Here is a 24,662-nt window from a genome sequence, read left to right on the forward strand (position 1 = left end):
GAAGCGCGCACCGTGGCCGAAACCGCCCGCCGCCCCGAGCACCGCTACGGCAACCGGCCCACGATGAAGGACGTCGCCGCGCGCGCGGGCGTCGGCCTGAAGACGGTGTCCCGGGTCGTGAACGGCGAGCCGGGGGTCACCCCGGACACCGAGCGCCGGGTCCAGGAGGCCATCGAGATCCTCGGCTTCCGCCGCAACGACAGCGCGCGGGTCCTGCGCAAGGGCAGGACCGCGACCGTCGGACTCGTCCTGGAGGATCTCGCGGACCCGTTCTACGGGCCGCTCAGCCGGGCGGTCGAGGAGGTCGCGCGGGCGCACGGCGCCCTCCTCATCAACGGCTCCAGCGCCGAGGACCCGGCGCGGGAGCAGGAGTTGGCGCTGGCGCTCTGCGCGCGACGGGTGGACGGGCTGATCGTGATCCCCGCCGGTGACGACCACCGCTATCTGGAGCCGGAGATCAGGGCGGGTGTCGCCACCGTCTTCGTCGACCGTCCCGCCGGTCTGATCGACGCCGACGCCGTCCTCTCCGACAGCTTCGGCGGGGCACGTGACGGGGTGGCCCATCTGATCGCCCACGGGCACCGCAGGATCGGATTCATCGGCGACCGTCCCCGTATCCACACGGCGTCCGAGCGGCTGCGCGGCTACCGCGCGGCGATGGAGGACGCGGGCCTTCCGGTCCGGGAGGACTGGGTCTCGCCTGGGTCCACGGACCCGGAGCGGGTGAGCGCGGCGGTACGGGAGATGCTGGCCGCGCCGGAGCCCGTGACGGCGCTGTTCGCGGGGAACAACCGGGTCATGGTCACGGTGGTCCGGGCCCTCGCCGGGCACTCTCGGCCGGTTGCCCTGGTCGGCTTCGACGACATCGAGCTGGCCGATCTGCTCGGTGTCACGGTGATCGCGCAGGACGCGGCCGCGCTCGGGCGGACGGCGGCGGAGCGCCTGTTCCGGCGCCTCGACGGGGTCGACGAGGCGCCGGAGCGGGTAGTCCTGGGCACGACGCTGCTCGCCCGCGGGTCGGGCGAGATCGCGCCGTCGAGCGACTGAGCGGGCTCGGCGGCGGGGTTCCCGCTCCGCCGCCGAGCCGGCCGGGCTGTTACTCCGCGGAGGCCGTCAGGTCGCCGCGGCGCGGGGCGGCGAAGCGGTCGAGTGCGGCGCGGTTCATGCCGGTGAGCGCGTCGACCTCGGCGGTGTCGAGGGCGCCGCAGTCGATGCCGCGCAGCAGGTAGGAGCTGAGGGCCTTGGCGGTGGCGGGCTCGTCCATGACGTCGCCGCCCGCGTGGTTGGCGTAGGCGGAGAGGCGCTTGGCGGCGGCCTCGAAGCCCTCGCGGTAGAAGGCGAAGACGGCGGCGTAGCGGGTGGGGATGTGCCCCGGGTGCATGTCCCAGCCCTGGTAGTAGGCGCGGGCGAGGGCGCGGCGGGTGAGGCCGTAGTGGAGCCGCCAGGCCTCGTGGACGTGCTCGGTGGTGCCGACGGGCAGCACGTTGGTGGAGCCGTCGGAGACGCGGACGCCGGTGCCGGCGGCGGCGACCTGCATGATCGCCTTGGCGTGGTCGGCGGCCGGGTGGTCGCTGGCCTGGTAGGCGGCGGAGACGCCGAGGCAGGCGCTGTAGTCGAAGGTGCCGTAGTGCAGTCCGGTGGCGCGGCCCTCGGCGGCGCCGATCATGCGGGCGACGGCGGCGGTGCCGTCGGTGGCGAGGATGGACTGGCTGGTCTCGATCTGGATCTCGAAGCCGAGGCGGCCGGCGTCGAGGCCGTGGGCCTTCTCGAAGGCCTCCAGGAGGCGGACGAAGGCGGAGACCTGCTCGGGGTAGGTGACCTTGGGGAGGGTGAGGACGAGGCCGTCGGGGAGGCCGCCGTTCTCCAGGAGGCCGGTGAGGAAGACGTCGGTGGTGCGGATGCCCCGGTCGCGTACGGCGGACTCCATGCACTTCATCCGGATGCCCATGTACGGGGCGGCCGTGCCGTTCCGGTACGCCTCGGAGATCAGCCGGGCGGCGCGGGCGGCGTCCTGGTCCTCGTCGTGGCCGGCGTACCCATCCTCGAAGTCGACGCGCAGGTCCTCGATCGGCTCGCGCCGCAGCTTGGCGACCACGCGGCTGTGGACGTCCTCGGCGAGGTCGTCGGAGAGGCCGAGGACGGCGGCGAAGGAGGCGGCGTCGGGGGCGTGCTCGTCGAGGGCCGCGAGGGCCTGGTCGCCCCAGGAGCGGATGGTGCCGGCGTCGAAGACGTTTCCGGGGACGTAGACGGTGTGGACGGGCTGGCGGGTGCCGGGGTCTCCCGGGTAGCGGCGGTCCAGTTCGGCGTCCACCGCCGCGAGGGAGGCGCTGATGCCCTCGCTGACCGCGCCCGCGAGGCTCGTCGACACCTTCTCCTGCTGACCCATCCCACATCCTCCTGTTTTCCGCTTCACGGAATCAACAATCCGTATAGCGAAGTTAGTAGTCCGTCGGGACCCACGTCAATGGGTGTCCGAAACGGCCGGGGGCCGCGTGGCGATGATCACCACGCGGCCCCCGGACCGTACAGAAACGCAGGTCAACCCTGTCGAGCTCAGCCCTTGCGGGTCTTGACCTCGTCGGTCAGCTGCGGGACGACGTCGAAGAGGTCGCCGACCACGCCGTAGTCGACGAGGTCGAAGATCGGCGCCTCGGCGTCCTTGTTGATGGCGACGATCGTCTTCGAGGTCTGCATGCCGGCGCGGTGCTGGATCGCGCCGGAGATGCCGGAGGCGATGTACAGCTGCGGCGAGACCGACTTGCCGGTCTGGCCGACCTGGTTGGAGTGCGGGTACCAGCCGGCGTCGACCGCGGCACGCGAGGCGCCGACGGCGGCACCGAGCGAGTCGGCGAGCGCCTCGATGATCGCGAAGTTCTCGGCACCGTTGACGCCGCGGCCGCCGGAGACCACGATCGCGGCCTCGGTCAGCTCCGGGCGGCCGGTCGACTCGCGCGGGGTGCGGGCGGTCACCTTGGTGCCGGTGGCCAGCGCGCCGAAGGAGACCGTGAGGGCCTCGACGGCGCCGGCGGCCGGGGCGGCCTCGACGGGGGCCGAGTTCGGCTTGACCGTGATGACCGGGACGCCCTTGGAGACGCGGGACTTGGTGGTGAAGGAGGCGGCGAACGCGGACTGCGTCGCGACCGGGCCCTCGTCACCGGCCTCCAGGTCCACGGCGTCGGTGATGATGCCGGAGCCGATGCGGACCGCGAGGCGGGCCGCGATCTCCTTGCCCTCGGCGGAGGACGGGACGAGCACGGCGGCCGGGGACACGGCCTCGTAGGCGGCCTGGAGCGCGTCGACCTTCGGGACGACGAGGTACTCGGTGAACTCGGGGGCGTCGGCGGTCAGCACCTTCACCGCGCCGTGCTCGGCGAGGACGGCGGCGGTGTCGGCGGCGCCGTTGCCGAGCGCGACGGCGACCGGCTCGCCGATGCGGCGGGCGAGCGTCAGCAGCTCCAGGGTGGGCTTGCGGACGGCTCCGTCGACGTGGTCGACGTAGACGAGAATCTCAGCCATGGGACTTCAATCTCCTGCGAACGAAAGGGACGGTCTGAGGGGCTCGCGCGAGCCTTAGATGAACTTCTGGCCCGCGAGGAACTCGGCGAGCTGCTTGCCGCCCTCGCCCTCGTCCTTGACGATCGTGCCCGCGGTGCGCGCCGGACGCTCGGCGGCGGAGTCGACCGCGGTCCACGCGCCGGCCAGGCCGACCTCGTCCGCGTCGATGTCCAGGTCGTCCAGCTCCAGGGACTCCACCGGCTTCTTCTTGGCGGCCATGATGCCCTTGAAGGACGGGTAGCGCGCCTCGCCCGACTGGTCGGTCACGGACACGACCGCCGGGAGGGAGGCCTCCAGCTGCTCGGAGGCGGAGTCGCCGTCACGGCGGCCCTTCACGACGCCGTCCTCGATGGAGACCTCGGAGAGCAGCGTGACCTGCGGGACGCCCAGACGCTCGGCGAGGATCGCCGGGAGGACACCCATGGTGCCGTCGGTGGAGGCCATGCCGGCGATGACGACGTCGTAGCCGGTCTTCTCGATCGCCTTGGCGAGCACCAGCGAGGTACCCATGACGTCGGTGCCGTGCAGGTCGTCGTCCTCGACGTGGACCGCCTTGTCGGCGCCCATGGAGAGCGCCTTGCGCAGCGCGTCCTTGGCGTCCTCGGGTCCGACCGTCAGCACGGTGACCTCGGCGTCGTCCGCCTCTTCGGCGATCTGCAGTGCCTGCTCGACGGCGTACTCGTCGAGCTCCGACAGCAGGCCGTCGACGTCGTCGCGGTCGACCGTCAGGTCGTCCGCGAACTTGCGGTCTCCGGTCGCGTCGGGCACGTACTTCACACAGACAACGATCCTCAAGCTCACGCCGGCTCTCCTACTGCATCGTCAAAACTGGGCTGCCTTGTTGCTCGCAGCATAGGCGCCTGAAGGGCGGGTTTCCGGTCGGGGCGCCGGACGCCCCGACCGAAATATTACTCGCCAGTACACCCAGTCCGTTACCAGTAAGCAAGCGCTCAGCGGTGTGATCTGCCCAACGCGCGGAGAGCGGCGCGCGCGGGAACTCTCAGTCGCGCAGCGCGTTGAAGCGTCCATGGTGGTAGAGGAGCGGCCGGCCCGCTCCCTCGGGGTCTCCGGCGATCGCCTGGGCGATCACGATCCGGTGGTCGCCGGCGGGCACGCGGGCCACCACCCGGCAGACCAGCCAGGCGAGTACGCCGTCGAGCACGGGCACGCCCTCGGGGCCCACGCTCCAGCGGGTCCCCTCTCCGAAACGGTCGGCGCCGCTGCGCGCGAAGGTGGCGGCGAGCTCCTGCTGGTGCTCCCCGAGTATGTGCACGCCGATGTGCTCGGCCTCGGCGAGCACCGGCCAGCTGGAGGAGGAGGTGCCCACGCCGAAGGAGATCAGCGGCGGTTCGGCGGCGACGGAGTTGAGCGAGGTCGCGGTGAAGCCGACGGGGCGCTCCCCGTGGGCGGTGACGACCGCGACACCGGCCGCGTGCCGGCGGAAGACGGAGCGGAGCAGATCGGGTGAGGCCTGCCGGGGGGCGCCTATCGTGGGAACGGCACGGAGCTCGGGCGAAACCGTCATGGAGTTGTCCTTCTGCGAGGGCGGCATGGAAGAGGTCCTGGGGTCGTCAGACGCCCGGACAGCGCGCGCTCGCGTTGCGGGCCAGGTCCACGTGGGTCCGGCCGTAGAGAAGGAGTTCTGGGGGCACTCCGTCAGAGTGACGATCGTTGTCGCGTGCAGTCAAGTGCGTACCGCGATGTGGGAGAAGTGTCACCGCGTCAGACCGCCCGCCCCAGCGCGGCGATGACGTCCACCCTGCGCGGCTGTCCGGCGGCCCGGCGGACGACGCGGCCCGTCCGGTCGAGGACGAGGACGGTGGGGGTCCGCTCGATGCCCAGTTCGCGTACGAGATCGAGCCGCTCCTCGGCGTCGATCTCCACGTGGCCCACCCCCGGCACCATCGCGGCCACCTCGGCGAGGGTGCGGCGGGTGGCGCGACAGGGCTGACAGAAGGCGGTGGAGAACTGGACCAGCGTGGCCCGCTCCCCCAGCGGGACGCCGAGCGTCTCCGGTCCGAGCGTCTCGGTCACCCTTCTTCCCCTCTCTTCAACGGTCTCTCCGGCGTTCTCAGCAGGTGCAGCACCGGACGGGAGCGTTCGATTCCCGCCACGGCCACCGCGAGTGACGAGAATCTCCCTGTACGAAGCCGCGTGGACTGGTCACGGCGGCCCACATGGGGCACGATCTGCCCAAAGCCGAAAACCTACGGCTGCGTAACTTCGCTCGGGGGACCCCTCCCCGGGCACACGAAGAAGAGGTTCCTCTCCGATGGCAGAACTCGTCTATCGACCGGTCGTCGGTGCCGCGCTCACCCTGTTCAAGGCGCTCGACCTGAAGATCGAGACGCAGGGCTCCGAGCACATCCCGCGGACGGGAGGGGCGGTGCTGGTGAGCAACCACATCAGCTACCTCGACTTCATCTTCACCGGTCTCGCGGCGCTGCCGCAGAAGCGCCTGGTGCGCTTCATGGCGAAGGACTCGGTCTTCCGGCACAAGGTCTCCGGACCGCTGATGCGCGGCATGAAGCACATCCCGGTGGACCGTTCGCAGGGCGAGCACGCCTACAAGCACGCGCTGGAGTCGCTGCGGGCCGGTGAGATCGTCGGTGTCTTCCCCGAGGCGACCATCTCCCAGTCGTTCACGCTCAAGGGCTTCAAGACGGGTGCGGCGCGCCTGGCGCAGGAGGCCGGCGTCCCGCTGATCCCGATGGCGCTGTGGGGCACCCAGCGGGTCTGGACGAAGGGCCGGCCGCGGAACTTCAAGCGGAGCCACATCCCGGTGACGATCCGCGTGGGCGAGCCCATGGAGGCGCCCGCCGACCAGTACGCGGGCGCCATCACCCGGCGGCTGCGCGAGCGCGTCCAGGAGCTCCTGGAGGCCGCGCAGCGCGCCTACCCGGTCCGCCCGAAGGACGCGAGCGACACGTGGTGGGTGCCCGCGCACCTCGGTGGTACGGCTCCGACGCCGGCCGAGGTCAAGGACGCGGGCTGACGGCGGGGCGCCGTCCGGGGGTCTCCGGACCGCCCCGGCGCAGAATCGTCACTCCGGGTCCCGGACGGTGATCCGGGCCCCCGGGCTGAGCTTCTCCAGCGACTCCGCCAGTTCGGTGCCGGCCGCGAGCAGCTCCTCCCGGGTCATGGGGGCGAGCGATTCGAGCAGGAAGACCGCGTCGACCGTGTCGTCGTCGATGCGGGTACGGGGGCCCTGGCGCCAGTTCCAGCGGCGGCAGGTCACGCCCTCCTCGTCGCACCAGACGACCTCCCCGGGCTCGGGGTGCTCCACCGTCTCCTCCCCTCCCGCCACGGTGACGAAGGGCTCGTCGCCGGTGGCCCGCACGAGGCTCATGGCGCCCTTGATCCGGCCCAGGTCCTCACCGCCGACCGGGATGAGACGGGCGACGCTCACCGCGTTGTAGGCGTCGACGAGCCGGTTGATGCGGGGCAGCCCGCCGTCGGCGAGCGCCCGCTTGGCGAGCGCCTCCGCGGAGTTGCGGGTACGGGAGGGCTTGGCGCCGAACGCGGTGTACGCGGCGCGCCAGGCGGCGATGTGCGGGTCCTGGTCCGGGGTGCGGCCGTCGAGGCGCTCGGCGAGCCGTCGCGCGGCCTCGTCGAGGAGGGCCGAACTGGTCTCGTCACTGGGCCCGTTGACCAGGCCGTGGGCCTCGAGGACGAGCGCGGTGAAGCCGGGTACGAGGGTGCGCACCTCGTGGGAGACGGTGAGCGTGAGGGTCATGATCCGCCGTTCGCTGATGTCCGGGGCACAGGGTCTGGTTCGATCCGGTCCGGTTCAGTCTAGAGCACCGGATAATCCACTGTGCTGCACTGCGCTGGGCGCGCACGCGGAGACGGCCGGACCCGAAGTCGGTGACTTCGGGTCCGGCCGTTCTCGTCGGATCGCGAGCGCTACCGCGCCAGCTCCTCCTTCAGCGCCTGGAGGAAGGCGTCGACGTCGTCCTCCGTGGTGTCGAAGGCGCACATCCAGCGCACGTCGCCGGCGGACTCGTCCCAGAAGTAGAAGCGGAAGCGCTCCTGGAGCCGCCGGGTGACGTCGTGCGGCAGCCGGGCGAAGACCGCGTTGGCCTGCACCGGGTAGAGGATCTCCACCCCGTCGACCTCGCGCACCCCGGCCGCGAGGCGCTGGGCCATGGCGTTGGCGTGGCGGGCGTTGCGGAGCCACAGGTCCTTCGCGAGGAGGGCCTCCAGCTGCACCGACACGAAGCGCATCTTCGACGCGAGCTGCATGGACAGCTTGCGCAGGTGCTTCATGTGGCTGACCGCGTCGGGGTTGAGGACGACCACGGCCTCGCCGAAGAGCATGCCGTTCTTCGTGCCGCCGTACGAGAGGACGTCGACGCCCACCGCGTTGGTGAACGCGCGCATCGGCACGTCGAGCGAGGCGGCGGCGTTGGCTATCCGGGCGCCGTCGAGGTGCACCTTCATGCCCTTGGCATGGGAGTGCTCGACGATCGCGCGGATCTCGTCCACCGTGTAGACGGTGCCCAGCTCGGTGTTCTGGGTGATCGAGACGACCTGCGGCATCGCCCGGTGCTCGTCCTCCCAGCCCCAGGCCTGCCGGTCGATCAGCTCGGGGGTGAGCTTGCCGTCCGGGGTGGGCACGGTGAGCAGCTTGAGGCCGCCCATCCGTTCCGGCGCTCCGCCCTCGTCCACGTTGATGTGCGCGGACTCGGCGCAGATGACGGCGCCCCAGCGGTCGGTGAGCGCCTGGAGGGCGGTCACGTTCGCACCGGTCCCGTTGAAGACCGGGAAGGCTTCGGCGGTGGGGCCGAAGTGGCTGTGCATGATCCGCTGGAGGTGCTCGGTGTACTGGTCCTCGCCGTAGGCGACCTGGTGGCCGTCGTTGGCGAGGGCGAGGGCCGCGAGGACCTCGGGGTGGGCGCCGGCGTAGTTGTCGCTGGCGAAGCCCCGGACCGACGGGTCGTGGTGACGACGCGCGTCGGTCCTGGGGCCGAGGGCCGCGGTCACGGCTTGGGGGTCAGCCACAGACGCTGTCCATTCACTTCCTGGGCGGGCCTGCTCCACAGGCCGGCGATCTCGTCGGCCAGGACGGTGACGTCGGTGAAGCCCGCGAACTTCGCGTTGGGGCGTTCGGCGCGCATGGCCTCGTGCACCAATGCCTTGATCACCAGGATCGCAGCAGCCGCCTGCGGGCCGTCGTCGCCCCCCAGCTTGCGGAACGAGTCCGCCATGGCCAGGGTCCAGGCCTCGGCGGCCGCCTTGCCGGCGTTGTACGCGGCGTTGTTCGCGAGCGGCTTGTGCGCGCCGACCTGGCTGATCAGGGCGTAGCGGCCGCGGCCGCCGCTCCGGAGCAGTCCGTCGTGGAAGGCGAGCGAGGTGTTCTGGACGGTGCGGATGAGGAGCTTCTCCAGGAAGTCCCAGTCCGCGAGGTCGGTCTCGGTGAAGGAGCCGCTGCCGCGCCAGCCGCCGACGAGGTGGACCAGGCCGTCGATCCGGCCGAACTCCTTCTCGGTCTTGTCGGCCCAGTCGCGGGTGGCGGCCAGGTCGAGGAGGTCGACGGTGTCGCCGACCACCTTGGCACCGCCGTGCGCGTAGCGGGCGGCGTCCACGGCCTCCGCGAGGCGCGCCGGGTCGGCGTCCGAACCGACGACGGTCGCGCCCGCCTCGGCGAGACGCAGGAGCGTCGCGCGGCCCGCCGGGCCGGCCGCGCCGGCGACCGCGATGACGGCGCCGTCCAGCGGCCCGCCGTTTCCGTTCGCGTTCATGGGCGACGCCTCCTCCGTGTCGTCCGTACGAGCGCTCACGCGGCGGCCCGCTCGGTGCGCGGGACGTCGGCGGCGGTGATCCCCTTGGTGTCGGCGATCACGCCCTTCAGCTTCTTGGCGAGGGCCTCAAAGAACATGCTGAGCGGAAACTCGTCCGGAAGCACGTCGTCGACGAGCTTGCGGGGCGGCAGCGACAGGTCGAGGGCGTCCGGGCCCTTGGCCCACTTCGATCCCGGGTGCGGGGCGAGGTAGGTGGAGACGAGCTCGTACGCCTTGAACCAGTGGACGAGCTTGGGGCGGTCGATGCCGTCGCGGTAGAGCTTCTCGATGTCGGCGCAGAGCTGGTTGGTGACCTCGGGGGCACGCTGCCAGTCGATCTTGAGGGTGTTGTCCGTCCAGCGCACCACGTCGTTCTTGTGGAGGTACGCGAAGAGGAGCTGGCCGCCGAGACCGTCGTAGTTGCGGTTCCGGTCGCCGGTGAGCGGGAAGCGGAACATCCGGTCGAAGAGGACCGCGTACTGCACGTCACGGCCGTGCGTGTTGCCCTCGGCCTCCAGCTTCACGGCCTCCTTGAAGGCGGTGAGGTCGCAGCGGAGCTCCTCCAGGCCGTACATCCAGAAGGGCTGGCGCTGCTTGATCATGAAGGGGTCGAAGGGCAGGTCGCCGTGGCTGTGGGTGCGGTCGTGGACCATGTCCCAGAGCACGAACGCCTTCTCGCAGCGCTCCTGGTCGTCGATCATCGCGGCGATGTCGGCGGGCAGCCGGATGCCGAGGGTGTCCACGGCGGCCTCGGTGACCTTGCGGAAGCGCGCGGCCTCGCGGTCGCAGAAGATGCCGCCCCAGGTGAAGCGCTCGGGGGCCTCGCGGACGGCGATGGTCTCCGGGAAGAGGACGGCCGAGTTGGTGTCGTACCCGGCGGTGAAGTCCTCGAAGGTGATGCCGCAGAAGAGCGGGTTGTCGTAGCGGGTGCGCTCCAGCTCGGAGAGCCACTCCGGCCACACCATGCGGAGCACGACGGCTTCGAGGTTGCGGTCGGGGTTGCCGTTCTGCGTGTACATCGGGAAGAGCACCAGGTGCTGGAGCCCGTCCACGCGGTCGGCGGCCGGCTGGAAGGCGAGCAGCGAGTCCAGGAAGTCCGGGACCACGAAGCCGCTCTCGGCCCACTTGCGCAGGTCGGAGACGAGGGCGCGGTGGTAGGCGCCGTCGTGGGGGACGAGCGGGGAGAGCTGCTCGACCGCGGCGGTGACGCGGTCGAGGGTCAGCTCGGCCAGGGAGCGGGCGGGGGCACCCTCGCGCTCGAAGTCGATGGAGCCGTCCGCGCTCTGCCAGGCGCGGAACTCCTCCACGGCATTCTTGAGCTCGGGCCAGGCGGGGTGGTCGATCACCCGGGCGGCGGTGGATATCCCCCCACCGGTCACGTCCTGCACAAGAATTTCCGTCATGCCTCTTCCTTCACAGGAGAACCTCGCGTCAAGACACCGTAACCATTGACGGTTCTTTGCCACAAGGGGAGCAAGAGAAATTATCCTGCGCGACCCCCCTGATGACAGAAGTTTTTCCTGTCGGTCAGGGTTGAAGCCACCCTTCCGCCGCCCTGCTCAGCTCAGCGGCTTCACCAGGAGCTCGAACTCCAGGTCGTCGCGCTGGGGCAGCCCGAAGCGCTCGTCGCCGTACGGGAAGGGCGTCGTCCGCCCCGTACGCCGGTAGCCGCGCCGCTCGTACCAGGCGATCAGCTCCTCGCGTACGGAGATCACCGTCATGTGCATCTCGCGCACGTCCCACAGCTCGCGCACCCGGCGCTCCGCCTCCGCGATGATCTGCTTGCCCAGCCCCGCGCCCTGCAGTTCGGGGCGGACCGCGAACATGCCGAAGTAGGCGGCCTCGCCGCGGTGCTCCAGCTGGCAGCAGGCGACGATCCCGCCGTCGCGCTCGACGACCAGGAGCCGGCTGCCGGGCGCGGTGATCACGGCGGCCACCCCCTCGGGGTCGGTGCGCTGCCCCTGGAGGATGTCCGCCTCGGTGGTCCAGCCGCCGCGGCTGGAGTCGCCCCGGTAGGCCGACTCGACGAGCGGGACGAGTGCGGGGACGTCGTCCAGGACCGCTTCGCGGTAGCTGATCCGGCCGGTCTCCTGCGACGTGGCGGTGTCCATGTGTACGGGGGCTCCCCTCGGGCGCTGACGATCGGCGTACGCGATCGTCCCGAGCCTAACGCGACCCCTTCACTCCCCCTCGTACGCCTGTGCGCACCCGTGCGCCCGCGTGGTCACCACCGGCGGCGGGCATCTTCCGGGGAGGGACGGCGTCGAGGGGGAGGTGTGCCGTGCACGGACCCGCCCTGTCCGGGTGGCTGATGGTCGCGCTGTGCGTGGCGACCGGCGCGTACTGCCTGGCGCGCATGCGCGCGTGCACCGGGGAGGAGCGCCGGGCCGCGGGCGGCGAGGCGGTCATGGGGTTCGGAATGGCGTCGATGGCCCTGCCCACGGCGGCGCTCACGCCGCCGGAGTGGAGCTGGGCGGTGTACGCGGTGGTGTTCGGCGCCGCGGCGCTGCACGGCCTCCTCGCGGTCCGGCGCGGCGGACACCACGTGCACCACCTCGTCGGCTCGCTCGTCATGGTCTACATGGCGCTGACCATGGCGACACCGGCCCCGGGGGCGCACACGGGGCACACGGCGGCCACGGCGGGCGGCATACCGCTGCTCACGGGCGGGCTGCTCCTCTACTACATGGCGTACGTGCTGCACACGGGCGCGAGACTCGTCCCGGTGGCACTGCCGGTCCCCGTGGCGGGGACGGGCGACCGGAGGACCGCGAGACCCGCGGTGGGGGCGGGAGGCACCGGGCCGGCCTGGGCGACCCGGCCGGAACTGACGCTCGCCTGCCGACTGTCGATGGGACTCGCGACCCTCGCCATGCTGGTGACCCTCTGAGGACGGGCGGCCGGGAGACGGAGGCTCGCAGGAGTCGCGGTCGCCTCCGAGGGCCGCTCCGGGAGCAACGAAACCGTGGCGTACGTCACTTGCCGTCCGAGGCCATACCCCCGCACCGTACCGCGCTCATAGGCTGGCGCCATGTGGGTCTCCCTCGTGCTGTTCCTGCTCGGCCTCCTGACCGCCCTCGCGGCCCCCCGGCTGCTGTCACGGGCGGACTGGGTCGAGCGAGAACCCGTGGTGGCCCTCTGGGTCTGGCAGTGCGTGGTCGCCGCCGTGCTGCTGAGTTTCGCCCTCTCCATGACGTTCAGCGCGTCGACCGCCTGGCAGGCCGTACGGGGGCAGCTCTTCGCCCCCGCGCCGCGCGCCGTGGTGGACGCCTACGAGCTGGGGACGAGCGGGCCGTGGTCCGCGGTGCTCGCGGTGGCCCTCGCGGCCGGCGGGGTCTGGTCCGGGGCGATGCTCGGCCGGGAGTTCAGCCAGGCCCGGACCCGGCGCCGGCTGCGCCGCTGCGATCTGCTCGTCCGCGCGCCGATGCTGCCCGGGGAGGAACCCGGCAGCGAGCGGCTCGTGGTCCTGGAGGGCGAGAAGGCGGACGCCTGGTGGCTGGCGGGGACCACGCCGCAGCTCGTCATCACCACGGCCGCGCTGCGGCGGTTGAAGGGCCGCCAGCTGGACGCCGTCCTGGCGCACGAGCAGGGCCACGCCCGTGCCCGGCACGACTGGCTGCGGCACTCCTCCGCCGCGCTGGCCGCCGGATTCCCGGGCATCCCGGTCTTCGCGGCCTTCCGCGAGGAGATGCACCGACTGGTGGAGCTGGCCGCCGACGACGTGGCCTCGCGCCGTTTCGGGCGTCTGACGATCGCGCTCGCCCTGGTCGAACTGAACGAGGACCGGGGCGTGTTCGGCCCCGGCACGGCACCGTACGGAGAGCTGCCGCGGCGGGTGAACCGGCTCCTCACCGCGACACCCCGGCTCACGGCCGGCCGCCGCCTGCGGCTCACCGCGGCCGCGTCCATGGTCCCGGTGGTCCCGGTGCTCGTGGCCCTCGTCCCGGCGCTCAGCGCGCTGGGATAGGGGGACCCCCGTCGATCACGCCGGAAGGGGTGCGACGGCGCGCGCGGGGCGACCGGAGGATCATGCGACGCCGTATGTCGGGCAGGATCGAGGCATGCGCTCCTCCGCTCTGGTCTCCGGCGTCCTGTTCCTTCTGCTGCTCGTCCTCGTCGCGGCGGGGTGGACACCCCTGCTCTCCTTCGACCGTTCGGTGGCCGAGGCGCTCCACCGTGACGCCGTCGCCGACCCAGGACTCACCGGGCTGAACCGCGTCCTCAGCGACTGGGTCTGGGACCCGTGGACGATGCGCGCCCTGGCCGCGGCCGCCGTGGTGCTGCTGTGGATGGGCAGGGAACGGCGCCTGGCCCTGTGGGTGGCGGTGACGAGCCTGGTGGCCGTGGGGCTCCAGCAGGGCCTCAAGGCGCTGGTGGGGCGGGAGCGGCCCGAGTGGGACGACCCGGTCGACTCGGCGCGGTTCGCCGCCTTCCCGTCCGGGCACGCGATGACGGCCATGGTCACCTGTGGCCTGCTGCTCTGGGTCCTCGCGCTGCGCTGGCGCGACGGGTGGCGCGGCTGGGGCGCCCTCACCGTCGCCGCGGTCGTCTCGGTGCTCGGCGTGGGCTGGACGCGGATCTACCTGGGTGTCCACTGGCCCACGGACGTCCTCGGGGGCTGGCTGCTCGGCTGGTGCTGTGTGGCCGTGTCGGTCCTGACGTACCGCTGGAGCGCGCGACGCGGTCTGTGGACCGGGACGGGCGTCACGGCTGCCGGAGCCGGGGGGACCGGGGCCTTCGGGACGGGCGGAACCGGGGCCGGGGAGACCGGGGCCGGAGACGCCGGGGCCGGAGACGAGCAGGACGGGGGCATCGGCGGCGGGAGCAGAATGGGGGAAGCACGATGAAGCCGCCTGTTCTGGACGATCCCCCGTGTCGCCCAGAACAGACGGCATCCCCGGCGACCTGCCACGGAGGCATGCCGACGGGATGCGCCGAGTATATTGGCCGGCAGCCAGTCAACGCAGGAGTCCAGCATGTCCCCGCGTAGCCCATCGGTCAATGAAGAGCTCCGGCGCAGGTCGCGGGAGCGCATTCTGCAGGCCACGGTGGAGCTGGTCGACACACATGGCTACGAGGCCACCACGCTCGGCGACATCGCGGAGCGGGCCGGTACGGCGCGGGGACTGATCTCGTACTACTTCCCGGGCAAACGGCAGTTGCTCCAGGCTGCGGTGCACCGGCTGATGCACCTCACGCTGGAGGCGGCGCTGGAGCGCGAGCCGCGCTCGGAGGACGGCCGTGAGCGGCTGGCCCGCGCGATCGACGCCATCCTGGGGCTCGCGGCGGAGCGGCCCACCCTGATGCGGACCCACATGGCGGGCATCCTGCAGGCCGAGGGGTTCGTGCAGTGCGAGGAGCAGCAGCGCCTCGCCTTCCTGCTGCGCGACACGGTCACCCGGTACGGCTCCGAGGACGTGGACACGGACTATCCGATGCTGCGCGCCCTGTTGATGGGCGCGGTGGTGGCGGTCCTGCTTCCGGGCGCGCGGATGCCGCTGGCGCGGCTGCGGTCGGAGCTGTTCCACCGGTACGGCCTCGACTGGGAGGCGGGCGTGCCGCCGGACGGGGGTCCGCCCGACGGCACGCCGGCGTTCAGGCCGTCAGCCGGCCGTCCCGGTCAGTCGTCGTAGTCGAAGTAGTCCGGCTGGGTCTGGACGTTGAGCTCGTCCAGCCGGATCCGCTTCGCGGGGTCGGTGCGACGGTCGGAGAGCTTCAGGACGTCGAAGCCCTTGGCGATGTCGTTCGAGTAGATGTAGCCGTTGTAGTAGTACGCGGACCACGAGCCACCGGTCGCGATGGTGGTGGCGGAGAGCGGACCGCGCTCGAAATAGGCGATCTCCTTGGGCTTGCGGGAGTCGGTGAAGTCCCAGACGGAGACACCGCCCTGGTACCACGCCTGGACCATGAGGTCCTTGCCCTTGACCGGGATCAGCGAGCCGTTGTGGGCGACGCAGTTCTCGGTGTCGGCCTGGTGGCGCGGGATCTTGAAGTAGCTGCGGAAGACGAGCTTGCTGCGCTTGCCCTTGCCGACGATGTCGTAGATGCCGTTGGCACCGCGGTTCGGGCCGACGGCCGCGTTGCAGGTGGCCGCGCCGCCGCCGCCGAGCTCGTCGGTGAAGACGATCTTGTTGGCCTTCTGGTTGAAGGTCGCGGAGTGCCAGAACGCGAAGTTGACGTTGTCCTGGACGCGGTCGATCACCCGCGGACGCTCGGGGTCCTCGATGTCGAAGAGGATGCCGTCACCCATGCAGGCGCCGGCCGCGAGGTCCTTCTCCGGCAGCACGGTGATGTCGTGGCAGCCGGTGGTCTTCGAGACGCCCGGGTTGGTGGGCGCGCCCGGGTTGCCGCCGCCGTCCGGGCCCTCGCCCGGGAAGAGGACGGGGAAGGAGACGATCCTGGACTTCTCGGGTGCCTTGCGGGGCACCTTGATGACCGAGATGCCGTCGTGCGGGGGCTGGCAGTCCGGGAACGCGGCGCTGGGCGAGTACGAGGAGACGTAGACGTACACGTCCTTGCGCTTCGGCACCAGCGTGTGGGTGTGCGAACCACAGGCGGTCTCGACGGCGGCGACGTACTTCGGGTTCCTGACGTCGCTGATGTCGAAGATCTTCATGCCCTCCCAGGATTCCTTGACCGAGGCGGGCTGCGTGGTGCTGGCGCAGGAGTTGTCGCTCCGGGAGGAGTCCGTCGAGAGGAACAGCAGGTCCCCGGAGACGGAGATGTCGTTCTGGGAGCCCGGGCAGAGGACCTGGGTGACGGTCTTCGGGGCCTTCGGGTTGCTGATGTCGAAGATCCGGAAGCCGTCGTAGTTGCCGGCGAAGGCGTACTTGCCCTGGAACGCGAGGTCCGTGTTGAGGCCCTGGAGCGCGTCCTTGGGGATGTTCGCGAGGTGCTTGATGTTCGAGCTGTGGACGATCTCGTCCACGCCGGGTATCTCACCGCTCTGAATGGCGGAGCGCGCGTCGGCCGCCTGCTCCGAGGAGACCTTGCCCTGGACGAGGGCGTCTCCGGGATCGGGTGTGGCGGCCACGGGGCCTGCCGCCAGCAGTGTGGCCAGCAGACCGGCCGCGGCGGATGCCACGCCCAGGCGTCTGAGCCGTGCACGCGGGTCACGCGTGTGGGACGTGGTACGCGGGGTACGCAACGAAGTCACTCCGTCCTCCCTGGTATCCGTTCAGCCTTGAACGGGTGTTGGACCTCGGCAGTATCTTCCTTGCCGTGCACATCTCAACAGATGGCAACACAGACGTAATGAAGGATTCTGATCGGTCACCCCGAGAAAAGTGCTAGGAACGGTCACTGTCGCCGCAAGAAAACCTGGAGGTCACGTTGTTGATCCGCCGTCACCGGGCCGTCGCCGCCGTGGCCCTGTCCGCCGTCGCCGTACTCGCCCTGTCCGCCTGCGAGTCGGGGCCGGACAAGGCCGCGCCGAAGGCCGCCGCATCGGCCGGGACCACGGTGGTGGCCCCGGGCAAGCCCGGGGAGCCGGCCCGGCGGATATCCCCCGAGGAGGCCGCCCGGCTGATGCCGGACGAGAGCCCCAACGGCGCGGACTTCACGTATGCCCAGATGATGATCGTGCACCACCGACAGGCCCTGACCATGACGGCGCTCGCCCCGCGGCGGGCCGGCTCGACTCAGGTCAGGAAGGTGGCCGAGCGGATCGCGGCGGCGCAGCAGCCCGAGATCGGCGCGATGGAAGGTTGGCTGAAAAACAACGGTGGACCGCGCGAACAGGCCGGTCACGACCATCACTCGATGCCGGGCATGGCGACCGAGGCACAGCTGAAGGAGCTGGGGAACGCCAAGGGCAAGGTCTTCGACGAGCTGTTCCTGAAGCTGATGATCACCCACCACCAGGGGGCGGTGACGATGGCGGCCGAGGTGCTGAGCGAGGGGAACAACGTCCTCGTGGAGGAGATGGCGAACGACGTGATCGCCCAGCAGACCGCGGAGATCAACAGGATGCGGTCGCTGTAGGAGCACCCGCCCCGGGGGTCGCTCCGGGCCAGGGTCGGGGGTCGCCCTGGACGAGGCCCCCGCGCATCGTCCGGGGCTCGGGGGCGGGGGCGCAGAGGCGGCCGGCGCCGGTCCGTCAGGCGGGCTCGTCCCCGCGGGCGGCCTGGGCGTCGGCCGCCGCCAGTACGGTGGCCAGGAGTCCCGGGAAGAGCGCGTCGAGGTCCTCCCCGCGCAGGGCGCTGAGCTTGGCCGTCCCCCGGTACGTCTGCTGGATGACGCCGCTCTCGCGCAGCACCCGGAAGTGGTGCGTCGTCGTGGACTTGGTCACCGGGAGGTCGAAGTACGAGCAGCTCAGCTCGGCGCCCTCGCGCGCCAACTCCCGCACGATGCTCAGCCGCACCGGGTCCGCGAGCGCGTGCAGCACCGTTTCCAGGCGGATCCGGTCGCGCGCGGGGTGTTCGAGGGCGCGGGGGCTCGTGGTGGTCGTCACGGTGGCGGCTCCACTTCATCCGGGATACGGAGCCATTGTACGAGATCTCTCGTAGTTTGACAGACGCCGTACTACGATGGTTACCGTACTAGCGTCCTTCGAGGCATCCCGAAACGGAGTCCGTCATGAGCGTCGCCCTGTTCCAGCCCTACACCCTGCGGTCCCTGACCGTGCCCAACAGGGTCTGGATGGCACCCATGTGCCAGTACTCGGCGGAGATGACCGGACCGAACGCGGGTGTCGCCACGGACTGGCACTTCGCCCACTACGCCTCCCGTGCCACCGGTGGCACCGGGCTGATCCTCGTCGAGGCCACGGCCGTCTCCCCCGAGGGGCGCATCAGCCCGGCGGACCTCGGCCTCTGGAACGACACCCAGACCGAGGCCCTGCGGCGGATCGCCGACTTCCTCAAGGAGCACGGCACCGTGCCCGGCATCCAGATCGGGCACGCCGGCCGCAAGGCCTCGACCAAGCGCCCCTGGGAGGGCCGCGGGCCCGTCCCCGAGGGCGGCCCCGGCTGGCAGCCCGTCGGCCCCAGCCCCGTCGAGTTCGCCGAGGGCTACCCGGTCCCCACCGAGCTGACCGTGGAGCGGATCCGGGAGATCACCGGACAGTTCGCGGACGCGGCCCGCCGCGCCCTCGACGCCGGCTTCCAGGTCGTCGAGGTGCACGGTGCCCACGGCTACCTCATCGGCGAGTTCCTCTCCCCGCACAGCAACCACCGCACCGACGCGTACGGCGGCTCCTTCGAGAACCGGACCCGGCTCGCCCTGGAGGTCGTCGACGCGGTCCGGTCCGTGTGGCCCGAGGAACTCCCCGTCTTCTTCCGCGTCTCGGCCACCGACTGGCTGGCGGAGCAGGGCTGGACGGCCGACGAGACCGTGCGGTTCGCCGCGCTCCTGCGCGAGCACGGCGTCGACCTCCTCGACGTCTCCACCGGTGGCAACGGCGGCCCCGCCGAGATCCCGGTGGGCCCCGGCTACCAGGTGCCCTTCGCGGCCCGCGTCAAGGCGGAGACCGGGCTGCCGGTGGCCGCCGTCGGCCTCATCACCGAGAGCGAGCAGGCGGAGAAGATCGTCGCCGGCGGCGAGGCCGACGCGGTCCTGCTCGGCCGCGAGCTGCTGCGCGACGCCTCGTGGGCCCGCCGCGCCGCCCGCGACCTCGGCGCGCGGACGCACCCGGCCCCGTCGCCGTACGCCTGGGCGATCTGACCGCCGGGGGCCCGGCGGCCGCCGCCGGGCTCCGGGGGGGCAGGAAAGGCGTCCGGGCCGGACGCATCCGGGGCGGCGCGGCGGGCGGCTTCGACCCGGGGCTGTCGCGGGGTGGCGGGGCGGCTGCGGGAGTGTCCGGGGGCCGTTGTCAGTGGGCGGGTGCAGACTGGCCGGTATCCGCGACAACGGCGTCCTGGAGGTGGCAGACATGCCCGATGTACTCCTCACCGTAGGCACCCGCAAGGGGCTCTTCATCGGCCGCAGGCACGACGGCCGATGGGAGTTCGACGATCCGGCGTTCCCCGCGCAGGCGGTCTACTCGGTGGCCGTCGACACGAGGGGGCCGACCCCGCGTCTGCTCGTGGGCGGGGACAGCGCCCACTGGGGGCCGTCCGTCTTCCACTCCGACGACCTCGGCAGGAACTGGACCGAACCGGCGCGCCCCGCGGTGAAGTTCCCCGAGGACACCGGCGCCTCCCTGGAGCGCGTCTGGCAGCTGCATCCGGCACCGGCGCACTCGCCCGGCGTCGTCTACGCGGGCACGGAGCCGGCCGCGCTCTTCCGGTCGGCGGACGGCGGGGAGTCCTTCGAGCTCGTCCGCCCGCTGTGGGAGCACCCGACGCGTTCACGGTGGGTGCCCGGCGGGGGCGGCGAGGCCGTGCACACCGTGGTGACCGACCGGCGCGACCCCGACGCCCTGACGGTCGCGGTCTCGACCGCCGGGGTGTTCCGCTCACGGGACGGCGGGGCCGCCTGGGCACCGTCCAACCAGGGCGTGTCGGCGGTGTTCCTGCCGGACCCGAACCCCGAGTTCGGGCAGTGCGTCCACAAGATCGCCCAGGACGCGGGCGACCTGGACCGGCTCTACCTGCAGAACCACTGGGGCGTCTTCCGCAGCGACGACGCGGGGGTCAGCTGGACGGACATCGGATCCGGGCTCCCCTCCGACTTCGGCTTCGCGGTCGCCGCGCACCCGCACCGCCCCGACACCGCCTACGTCTTCCCGATCACCGCGGACTCCGACCGGGTGCCGGCGGACCGCCGGTGCCGGGTCTACCGCACGACCGACGCCGGAGCCACCTGGGAGCCGCTGACCCGGGGACTGCCCGAGGGCGACCACTACGGCACGGTGCTCCGCGACGCGCTGTGCACGGACGACGCGGACCCGGCGGGCGTCTACTTCGGCAACCGCAACGGCGAGTTGTACGCGAGCGCGGACGACGGCGACACCTGGCGGCTCCTCGCCGAACACCTGCCGGACGTGCTGTGCGTCCGGGCGGCGGTGATCTGAGACCGCACGGACCCCGCGCGACCGCCCGTCACCCCCTCCGAGGGAGGGGGGGCAGGTCCCGTCCGGAGAGGGCAGGTTCCCTCCGGAGGGGGACAGTCCCGTCCGGAGGGGGGCGGGGTCAGGGCAGGCGCCAGTCCACGGGCTGGGCGCCCAGGTTCAGGAGCATCTCGTTCGCGCGGCTGAAGGGCCGGGAGCCGAAGAAGCCGCGGTCCGCGGACATCGGCGACGGGTGCGCGGACTCGATCGCGGGCAGGTCGCCGAGGAGCGGGCGGGCGTTGCGGGCGTCACGGCCCCACAGGATCGACACCATCGGCTTGCCCCGGGCGGCCAGCGCGCGGATGGCCTGCTCGGTCACCTCTTCCCAGCCCTTGCCGCGGTGGGCGGCGGGCTTGCGCGGGGCCGTGGTCAGCGCCCTGTTGAGGAGGAGAACGCCCTGTCGGGTCCAGGGGGTCAGGTCGCCGTTCGACGGCCGGGGCAGCCCCAGGTCGGTGTGCAGCTCCCGGAAGATGTTCTCCAGGCTCCCCGGCAGCGAACGGACCTCCGGCGCGACGGCGAAGCTCAGTCCGATCGCCATCCCCGGCGTCGGGTAGGGGTCCTGACCCACGATCAGGACCTGCACGTCGTCGAAGGGCTGCTGGAACGCGCGCAGCACGTTCGGCCCGGACGGCAGGTACGTCCGCCCCGCGGCGATCTCCGCACGCAGGAAGTCGCCCATCTCCGCCACACGCCCGGCCACCGGGCTCAGGGCCTCCGCCCAGCCGGGCCCCACCAGTTCGTTCAAAGGTCGCGCTGTCACGGTCCGTCACTCTACCGGCCTACAGTGACAGCCGGGTCCGGCCCCGGTGACACCCCGGTCGGGCGTCGGTGGCACCCCGGTCCGGCCCCCCGTGACACCCCGGTCGGGCGTCGGTGGCACCCCGGTCCGGCGTTCCCGACGGTTCACCCCCTAGACTCCGCCCACTCCCCCGCCCACCCGCTGCGAGGACGGTGCACCGTGGTTTCCGTGAACGAGCCCTCCACCCCCTCCGGCCCGTCCGGCGGGCTGGTCGTCGGCATCGACTCCGGTGGTTCGGGGCTCCGGGTCGCCCTGGCCGAGGCGGCGAGCGGCGTCGTGCTCGGCACCCGCGCCTCGCGTGACCCGGTGCCGACCGGACCCGGCGGGATCTCCGCCCGGCACTTCCTCGACCAGGTCCTGCCGGCCGTGCGGGCCCTCACGGACCCCGTCGGCGGGCGGCCGGTCCTCGCGGTGGCCGTGGGCGCCGCCGGGATGGCGACCCTCGGGGACGAGCTGCGGGCCGCACTGCCGGCCGCCTTCGCCGAGGCGTGGGGGGTCCGGCGGCTCGCCCTCGCGGCCGACGCGGTCACCGCGTACGCCGGAGCGCTCGGACAGCGGCCCGGCGCCGTCGTCGCGGGCGGCACGGGCATGATCACGCTCGGCACCGATCTGACCTCCTGGCGGCGGGCCGACGGCTGGGGACACCTCCTCGGGGACTGCGGCAGCGGCGCCTGGATCGGCCGGGCCGGCCTGGAGGCGGCGATGCGCGCGTACGACGGCCGGCGCGGCGGTTCGGCGGCGCTCCTGGCCCGCGCCGAGAAGCTGTTCGGACCGGCGGCGGGACTGCCCGCCGCGCTCTACCCCCGTACGAACCGGCCCGCGGTGCTCGCCTCCTTCGCCCCGGAGGTGGGCCGGTGCGCCGCCGAGGACCCGGTGGCCGCCGACATCCTGGCGCGGGCCGCCGGGCACATCGCCGAGGCCGCGGCGGCGGCGTGCCCCACCGGGCCCGGGGCGCTGGTGGCGTTGACGGGGGGCCTGTTCAAGATGGGCGACCCGTTGCTCGTACCGCTGCGCGCCGCGCTCGCGGAGCTGGTCCCGCACGCCCGGACCGTGGCTCCCGGGGGAGATCCGCTGGCCGGGGCGGTCGCCCTCGCGGCCGGACTCGCCACCGGCACGCTGCGGCTGCCGGAGGACGTCTCGCTGCTCCGCCTGTTCGGCGACGGGGCGGACGGGGCCGACGGGACGCGCGGGGCGCACGGGGCGGACGGGGCCTCCTAGGCGGAGGCATCCGCCCAGGTGGGAGGCGGTGCGTCGGGGTGGAACGGGGGCGCGGACCTCGACCGGAGGGGACATAGAGGGGCAGAAGCCGCGTGACCGTACCTCAACCGACGGCGCGCCGGGCGAAACCAGTAGCATGCGGCGCCATGAGCTCCCCCAATGGGCCTGCTTCCGGCCTGCCTGTACGAATGCCTCGACCCCGTCAGTCCGGGCGGCACCGTCGCCCCGAACCCGCGGCGGCGCCCGAGGGCGCTCCCGCACTGGTTCTCGCTGTGCCCGGCGCGCCGTCCGCCGCCATACGCTCGCTGGCCGAAGAGGTCGTGAGCATCGCCCGTTCCGAGCTGCCCGGCCTCGAGGCCCTGATCGGCTTCCTGGAGGGTGACGACACCGAGTACCCGACGCTGGGGACCGTGCTCGCGCACGCCGCCGCGCTGCGCACCCAGCGGTACGAGCTGGCCGTGGCCGCCGGCCGCGAGGCCAGCGCCCCCACGGGCCCGGCCGCGGTCGTCGTCCCGCTGCTCGCCGGTCCGGACAGCGCGCAGACGCGCCAGGTGCGCCAGGCCGTCATGGACGCGGGCAACACCGCCGAGCTGACCGACGTCCTCGGCCCGCACCCGCTGCTCGCCGAGGCCCTGCACGTGCGTCTCTCCGAGGCGGGTCTGGCCCGCGCCGACCGCGCCCGGCTCTTCACGGTCGCGACGGCCGCCGACGGCATCATCCTGGCCACCGTCGGTGGCGAGGAGGCCGTGCAGGCCGCCGGGATCACCGGCATGCTGCTCGCCGCCCGCCTCGCCGTGCCCGTGATGGCCGCCGCGCTCGACCAGGAGGGCTCGATCGCCTCCATCGCCGAGCAGCTGCGCGCCGCCGGTTCGGAGCAGCTGGCGCTCGCCCCGTACCTGATCGGACCCGAGCTGGCCGAGGGGCTCCTCGACGAGGCGTCGAAGGAGGCAGGGTGCGCGGCCGCCGAACCGCTGGGCGCCTACCCCGCGATCGGCAAGCTGGTGCTCTCGCAGTACACGGCCGCCCTGGGCATCCCGCCGCAGCAGCCGCAGGGCGCGCCCTCGCTCTGAGGACCGCCACCACCGCCCGTACGCCGAAGGGCCCGCACCGGACACCGGTGCGGGCCCTTCGGCGTACCCCCGCGTCAGCCGAAGACGACGCAGGAGGCGGCGGGGGCCTCGATCGCTCCCCCGCGGACGGGGATCCCGGTCTCCGGGTCGAGGCTGAACCAGGTGACGTCGCCGGAGCGCTCGTTGGCGGCGTACAGGTGGCGTCCGGACGGGGCGAGGGTCAGATCGCGGGGCCAGGTGCCGCCGCAGGGGACCGTGGCGACCAGGGCGGCCTCGGCGCCGTCGGCGCCGAGGGCCAGCACGGCGAGGGTGTCGTCGCCGCGGACGGCGGCCCAGAGGAAGCGCCCGTCGGGGGCGACGACGACCTCGGAGGGGTAGCTGGGGCCGGTGGTGCCCTCGGGGACGACGGGGGTCTCGCCGAGCGGTTCGAGCACCCCGGTCCCGGCGTCCCAGCGGCAGACCGTGAGGGTGGGCTCCAGCTCGTTCAGGACGTACGCGTACGCACCCGACGGGTGGAAGGCGAGGTGGCGCGGGCCGGTGCCGGGGCGCAGCGCGGTCTCGCCGTGGAGGGTGAGGGCCCCGGTGGCGGGGTCCAGGGCGCAGACGCGCACGGAGTCGGTGCCGAGGTCCACGCTGACGATCCACCGGCCGCTCGGGTCGGGGAGGACCTGGTGGGCGTGCGGGAGGGACTGGCGCGCCTCGACCGGTCCGCTTCCCTCGTGCCGCAGGACGGTCGTGGCGGGGCGCGCGGTGCCGTCCTCGGCGAGGGGCAGGGCGGTGACGCTGCCGGAGGTGTAGTTGGCCGTGAACAGGTGCCCGGCGGCGACGGCGAGGTGGGTGGGGGCCGCGCCGTCGACGGGGACGGGTGCGCCGAGCGGCAGGGGTGCGGGGCCGGCGATGTCGAAGGCGGCCACGGCGCCCGCCTCGGTCTCGGAGACGGCGTGCAGCACGGAGCCCGCGAGGGCGAGGAAGGACGGGTCGGCGACGGCGTCGCTCCCGCCGGTGACGGTCAGCTCGCCCGTCGTCCCGTCCACGTCGGCGGCGAGCACGCCTCGCCCGCCGGCCGAGGTGAAGGAGCCGATGTACGCCCGCACCCCGCTCGGGCCCCGAACCGTCCCTGTGCCGCCCACGGCGCCTCCCCTGTCCCGGGGCCGGTCGCGGTCGACCGGCCTTCGTCCGGCCGACGGTAGCAGGCGGTCTAGACCAGAGCGGGGTGGCCGGTGGCGGGCGGACCGGGCACGGCGTGC

General features: G+C 72.6%; 25 protein-coding genes. 11 read left to right on the forward strand and 14 right to left on the reverse strand.

What is annotated here, in order from left to right:
- Nucleotides 1-12: 12 nt before the first annotated feature.
- Nucleotides 13-1,047: a LacI family DNA-binding transcriptional regulator gene (locus ABT129_RS07295; RefSeq protein ID WP_351897703.1), complete on the forward strand. Its 1,035-nt coding sequence runs from the start codon at nucleotides 13-15 to the stop codon at nucleotides 1,045-1,047.
- A gap of 49 nt (nucleotides 1,048-1,096) precedes the next feature.
- Here the strand turns inward: ABT129_RS07295 and ABT129_RS07300 are convergent, their stop codons facing one another.
- The 5 genes from ABT129_RS07300 to ABT129_RS07320 all read right to left on the reverse strand — a co-directional run bounded on the left by ABT129_RS07300 (nucleotide 1,097) and on the right by ABT129_RS07320 (nucleotide 5,589).
- Complete coding sequence (locus ABT129_RS07300; protein WP_351897705.1) at nucleotides 1,097-2,386, reverse strand: DUF6986 family protein; 1,290 nt, start codon at nucleotides 2,384-2,386, stop codon at nucleotides 1,097-1,099.
- A gap of 167 nt (nucleotides 2,387-2,553) precedes the next feature.
- A complete protein-coding gene (locus tag ABT129_RS07305; RefSeq protein ID WP_351897707.1) occupies nucleotides 2,554-3,516 on the reverse strand; it encodes an electron transfer flavoprotein subunit alpha/FixB family protein in 963 nt (320 codons plus the stop codon).
- A gap of 54 nt (nucleotides 3,517-3,570) precedes the next feature.
- A complete protein-coding gene (locus tag ABT129_RS07310; RefSeq protein ID WP_055599476.1) occupies nucleotides 3,571-4,356 on the reverse strand; it encodes an electron transfer flavoprotein subunit beta/FixA family protein in 786 nt (261 codons plus the stop codon).
- A gap of 199 nt (nucleotides 4,357-4,555) precedes the next feature.
- The gene (locus tag ABT129_RS07315; RefSeq protein WP_351897709.1) at nucleotides 4,556-5,080 is read right to left on the reverse strand and encodes a flavin reductase family protein; all 525 of its coding nucleotides are present in this window, start codon (nucleotides 5,078-5,080) and stop codon (nucleotides 4,556-4,558) included.
- A gap of 197 nt (nucleotides 5,081-5,277) precedes the next feature.
- Nucleotides 5,278-5,589, reverse strand: a complete 312-nt coding sequence (locus tag ABT129_RS07320; protein ID WP_351897711.1) for a TlpA family protein disulfide reductase — start codon at nucleotides 5,587-5,589, stop codon at nucleotides 5,278-5,280.
- A gap of 238 nt (nucleotides 5,590-5,827) precedes the next feature.
- Here ABT129_RS07320 and ABT129_RS07325 point away from each other — a divergent pair, with 238 nt between their 5' ends.
- The gene (locus ABT129_RS07325) at nucleotides 5,828-6,550 is read left to right on the forward strand and encodes a lysophospholipid acyltransferase family protein (protein ID WP_351897713.1); all 723 of its coding nucleotides are present in this window, start codon (nucleotides 5,828-5,830) and stop codon (nucleotides 6,548-6,550) included.
- Nucleotides 6,551-6,598: 48 nt separating this feature from the next.
- Here ABT129_RS07325 and ABT129_RS07330 read toward each other — a convergent pair whose 3' ends face one another.
- From ABT129_RS07330 to ABT129_RS07350, 5 genes are all read right to left on the reverse strand, one after another.
- Entirely contained in the window at nucleotides 6,599-7,291 is a 693-nt protein-coding gene (locus ABT129_RS07330) for a B3/B4 domain-containing protein (RefSeq protein ID WP_351897714.1), read from the reverse strand.
- Between the two features lie 170 nt (nucleotides 7,292-7,461).
- Nucleotides 7,462-8,541, reverse strand: coding sequence for a threonine aldolase family protein (locus ABT129_RS07335; RefSeq protein ID WP_351898086.1), 1,080 nt, complete (start codon nucleotides 8,539-8,541; stop codon nucleotides 7,462-7,464).
- The gene (locus ABT129_RS07340) at nucleotides 8,538-9,299 is read right to left on the reverse strand and encodes an SDR family NAD(P)-dependent oxidoreductase (protein WP_351897716.1); all 762 of its coding nucleotides are present in this window, start codon (nucleotides 9,297-9,299) and stop codon (nucleotides 8,538-8,540) included. The genes ABT129_RS07335 and ABT129_RS07340 overlap by 4 nt, the downstream gene beginning before the upstream one ends.
- Nucleotides 9,300-9,334: 35 nt before the next feature.
- Entirely contained in the window at nucleotides 9,335-10,741 is a 1,407-nt protein-coding gene (locus tag ABT129_RS07345; RefSeq protein WP_351897718.1) for a DUF6421 family protein, read from the reverse strand.
- Between the two features lie 156 nt (nucleotides 10,742-10,897).
- Entirely contained in the window at nucleotides 10,898-11,449 is a 552-nt protein-coding gene (locus ABT129_RS07350) for a GNAT family N-acetyltransferase (protein WP_351897720.1), read from the reverse strand.
- Nucleotides 11,450-11,619: 170 nt separating this feature from the next.
- Here ABT129_RS07350 and ABT129_RS07355 point away from each other — a divergent pair, with 170 nt between their 5' ends.
- The 4 genes from ABT129_RS07355 to ABT129_RS07370 all read left to right on the forward strand — a co-directional run bounded on the left by ABT129_RS07355 (nucleotide 11,620) and on the right by ABT129_RS07370 (nucleotide 14,971).
- Nucleotides 11,620-12,228, forward strand: coding sequence for a DUF5134 domain-containing protein (locus tag ABT129_RS07355; RefSeq protein WP_351897722.1), 609 nt, complete (start codon nucleotides 11,620-11,622; stop codon nucleotides 12,226-12,228).
- Between the two features lie 141 nt (nucleotides 12,229-12,369).
- The gene (locus ABT129_RS07360) at nucleotides 12,370-13,305 is read left to right on the forward strand and encodes a M56 family metallopeptidase (protein ID WP_351897723.1); all 936 of its coding nucleotides are present in this window, start codon (nucleotides 12,370-12,372) and stop codon (nucleotides 13,303-13,305) included.
- Nucleotides 13,306-13,399: 94 nt separating this feature from the next.
- Complete coding sequence (locus tag ABT129_RS07365) at nucleotides 13,400-14,185, forward strand: phosphatase PAP2 family protein (protein WP_351897725.1); 786 nt, start codon at nucleotides 13,400-13,402, stop codon at nucleotides 14,183-14,185.
- Nucleotides 14,186-14,314: 129 nt separating this feature from the next.
- The gene (locus ABT129_RS07370; RefSeq protein ID WP_351897727.1) at nucleotides 14,315-14,971 is read left to right on the forward strand and encodes a TetR/AcrR family transcriptional regulator; all 657 of its coding nucleotides are present in this window, start codon (nucleotides 14,315-14,317) and stop codon (nucleotides 14,969-14,971) included.
- Here the strand turns inward: ABT129_RS07370 and ABT129_RS07375 are convergent.
- Nucleotides 14,959-16,494, reverse strand: coding sequence for an LVIVD repeat-containing protein (locus ABT129_RS07375; RefSeq protein WP_351897729.1), 1,536 nt, complete (start codon nucleotides 16,492-16,494; stop codon nucleotides 14,959-14,961). The two genes, ABT129_RS07370 and ABT129_RS07375, sit on opposite strands and share 13 nt — an antisense overlap.
- 176 nt (nucleotides 16,495-16,670) lie before the next feature.
- On the opposite strand from ABT129_RS07375, the gene ABT129_RS07380 reads away from it, so the two are divergent.
- Nucleotides 16,671-17,321 (forward strand): DUF305 domain-containing protein, encoded by a 651-nt coding sequence (locus tag ABT129_RS07380; RefSeq protein WP_351897731.1) that lies wholly within the window; start codon nucleotides 16,671-16,673, stop codon nucleotides 17,319-17,321.
- Nucleotides 17,322-17,436: 115 nt separating this feature from the next.
- Here the strand turns inward: ABT129_RS07380 and ABT129_RS07385 are convergent, their stop codons facing one another.
- On the reverse strand, nucleotides 17,437-17,790 hold the full coding sequence (locus ABT129_RS07385) for an ArsR/SmtB family transcription factor (RefSeq protein WP_351897733.1): 354 nt from the start codon (nucleotides 17,788-17,790) through the stop codon (nucleotides 17,437-17,439).
- Nucleotides 17,791-17,915: 125 nt separating this feature from the next.
- Between ABT129_RS07385 and ABT129_RS07390 the strand changes: the two genes are divergently transcribed.
- Both ABT129_RS07390 and ABT129_RS07395 read left to right on the forward strand, forming a co-directional pair.
- Entirely contained in the window at nucleotides 17,916-19,001 is a 1,086-nt protein-coding gene (locus tag ABT129_RS07390) for an NADH:flavin oxidoreductase/NADH oxidase (protein ID WP_351897736.1), read from the forward strand.
- Between the two features lie 208 nt (nucleotides 19,002-19,209).
- Nucleotides 19,210-20,292, forward strand: coding sequence for a WD40/YVTN/BNR-like repeat-containing protein (locus tag ABT129_RS07395; RefSeq protein WP_351897738.1), 1,083 nt, complete (start codon nucleotides 19,210-19,212; stop codon nucleotides 20,290-20,292).
- A gap of 118 nt (nucleotides 20,293-20,410) precedes the next feature.
- Here ABT129_RS07395 and ABT129_RS07400 read toward each other — a convergent pair whose 3' ends face one another.
- On the reverse strand, nucleotides 20,411-21,088 hold the full coding sequence (locus ABT129_RS07400; protein ID WP_351897741.1) for a uracil-DNA glycosylase: 678 nt from the start codon (nucleotides 21,086-21,088) through the stop codon (nucleotides 20,411-20,413).
- Between the two features lie 207 nt (nucleotides 21,089-21,295).
- Between ABT129_RS07400 and ABT129_RS07405 the strand changes: the two genes are divergently transcribed.
- Both ABT129_RS07405 and ABT129_RS07410 read left to right on the forward strand, forming a co-directional pair.
- Entirely contained in the window at nucleotides 21,296-22,345 is a 1,050-nt protein-coding gene (locus ABT129_RS07405; protein ID WP_502981677.1) for an N-acetylglucosamine kinase, read from the forward strand.
- A gap of 146 nt (nucleotides 22,346-22,491) precedes the next feature.
- Entirely contained in the window at nucleotides 22,492-23,415 is a 924-nt protein-coding gene (locus ABT129_RS07410; protein ID WP_351897745.1) for a sirohydrochlorin chelatase, read from the forward strand.
- Between the two features lie 74 nt (nucleotides 23,416-23,489).
- Here the strand turns inward: ABT129_RS07410 and ABT129_RS07415 are convergent, their stop codons facing one another.
- Entirely contained in the window at nucleotides 23,490-24,545 is a 1,056-nt protein-coding gene (locus ABT129_RS07415; RefSeq protein WP_351897748.1) for a lactonase family protein, read from the reverse strand.
- Nucleotides 24,546-24,662: the final 117 nt, after the last annotated feature.

Origin of the sequence: Streptomyces sp. NPDC002057, from assembly GCF_040296665.1 — a bacterium.
GTDB lineage: Bacteria > Actinomycetota > Actinomycetes > Streptomycetales > Streptomycetaceae > Streptomyces.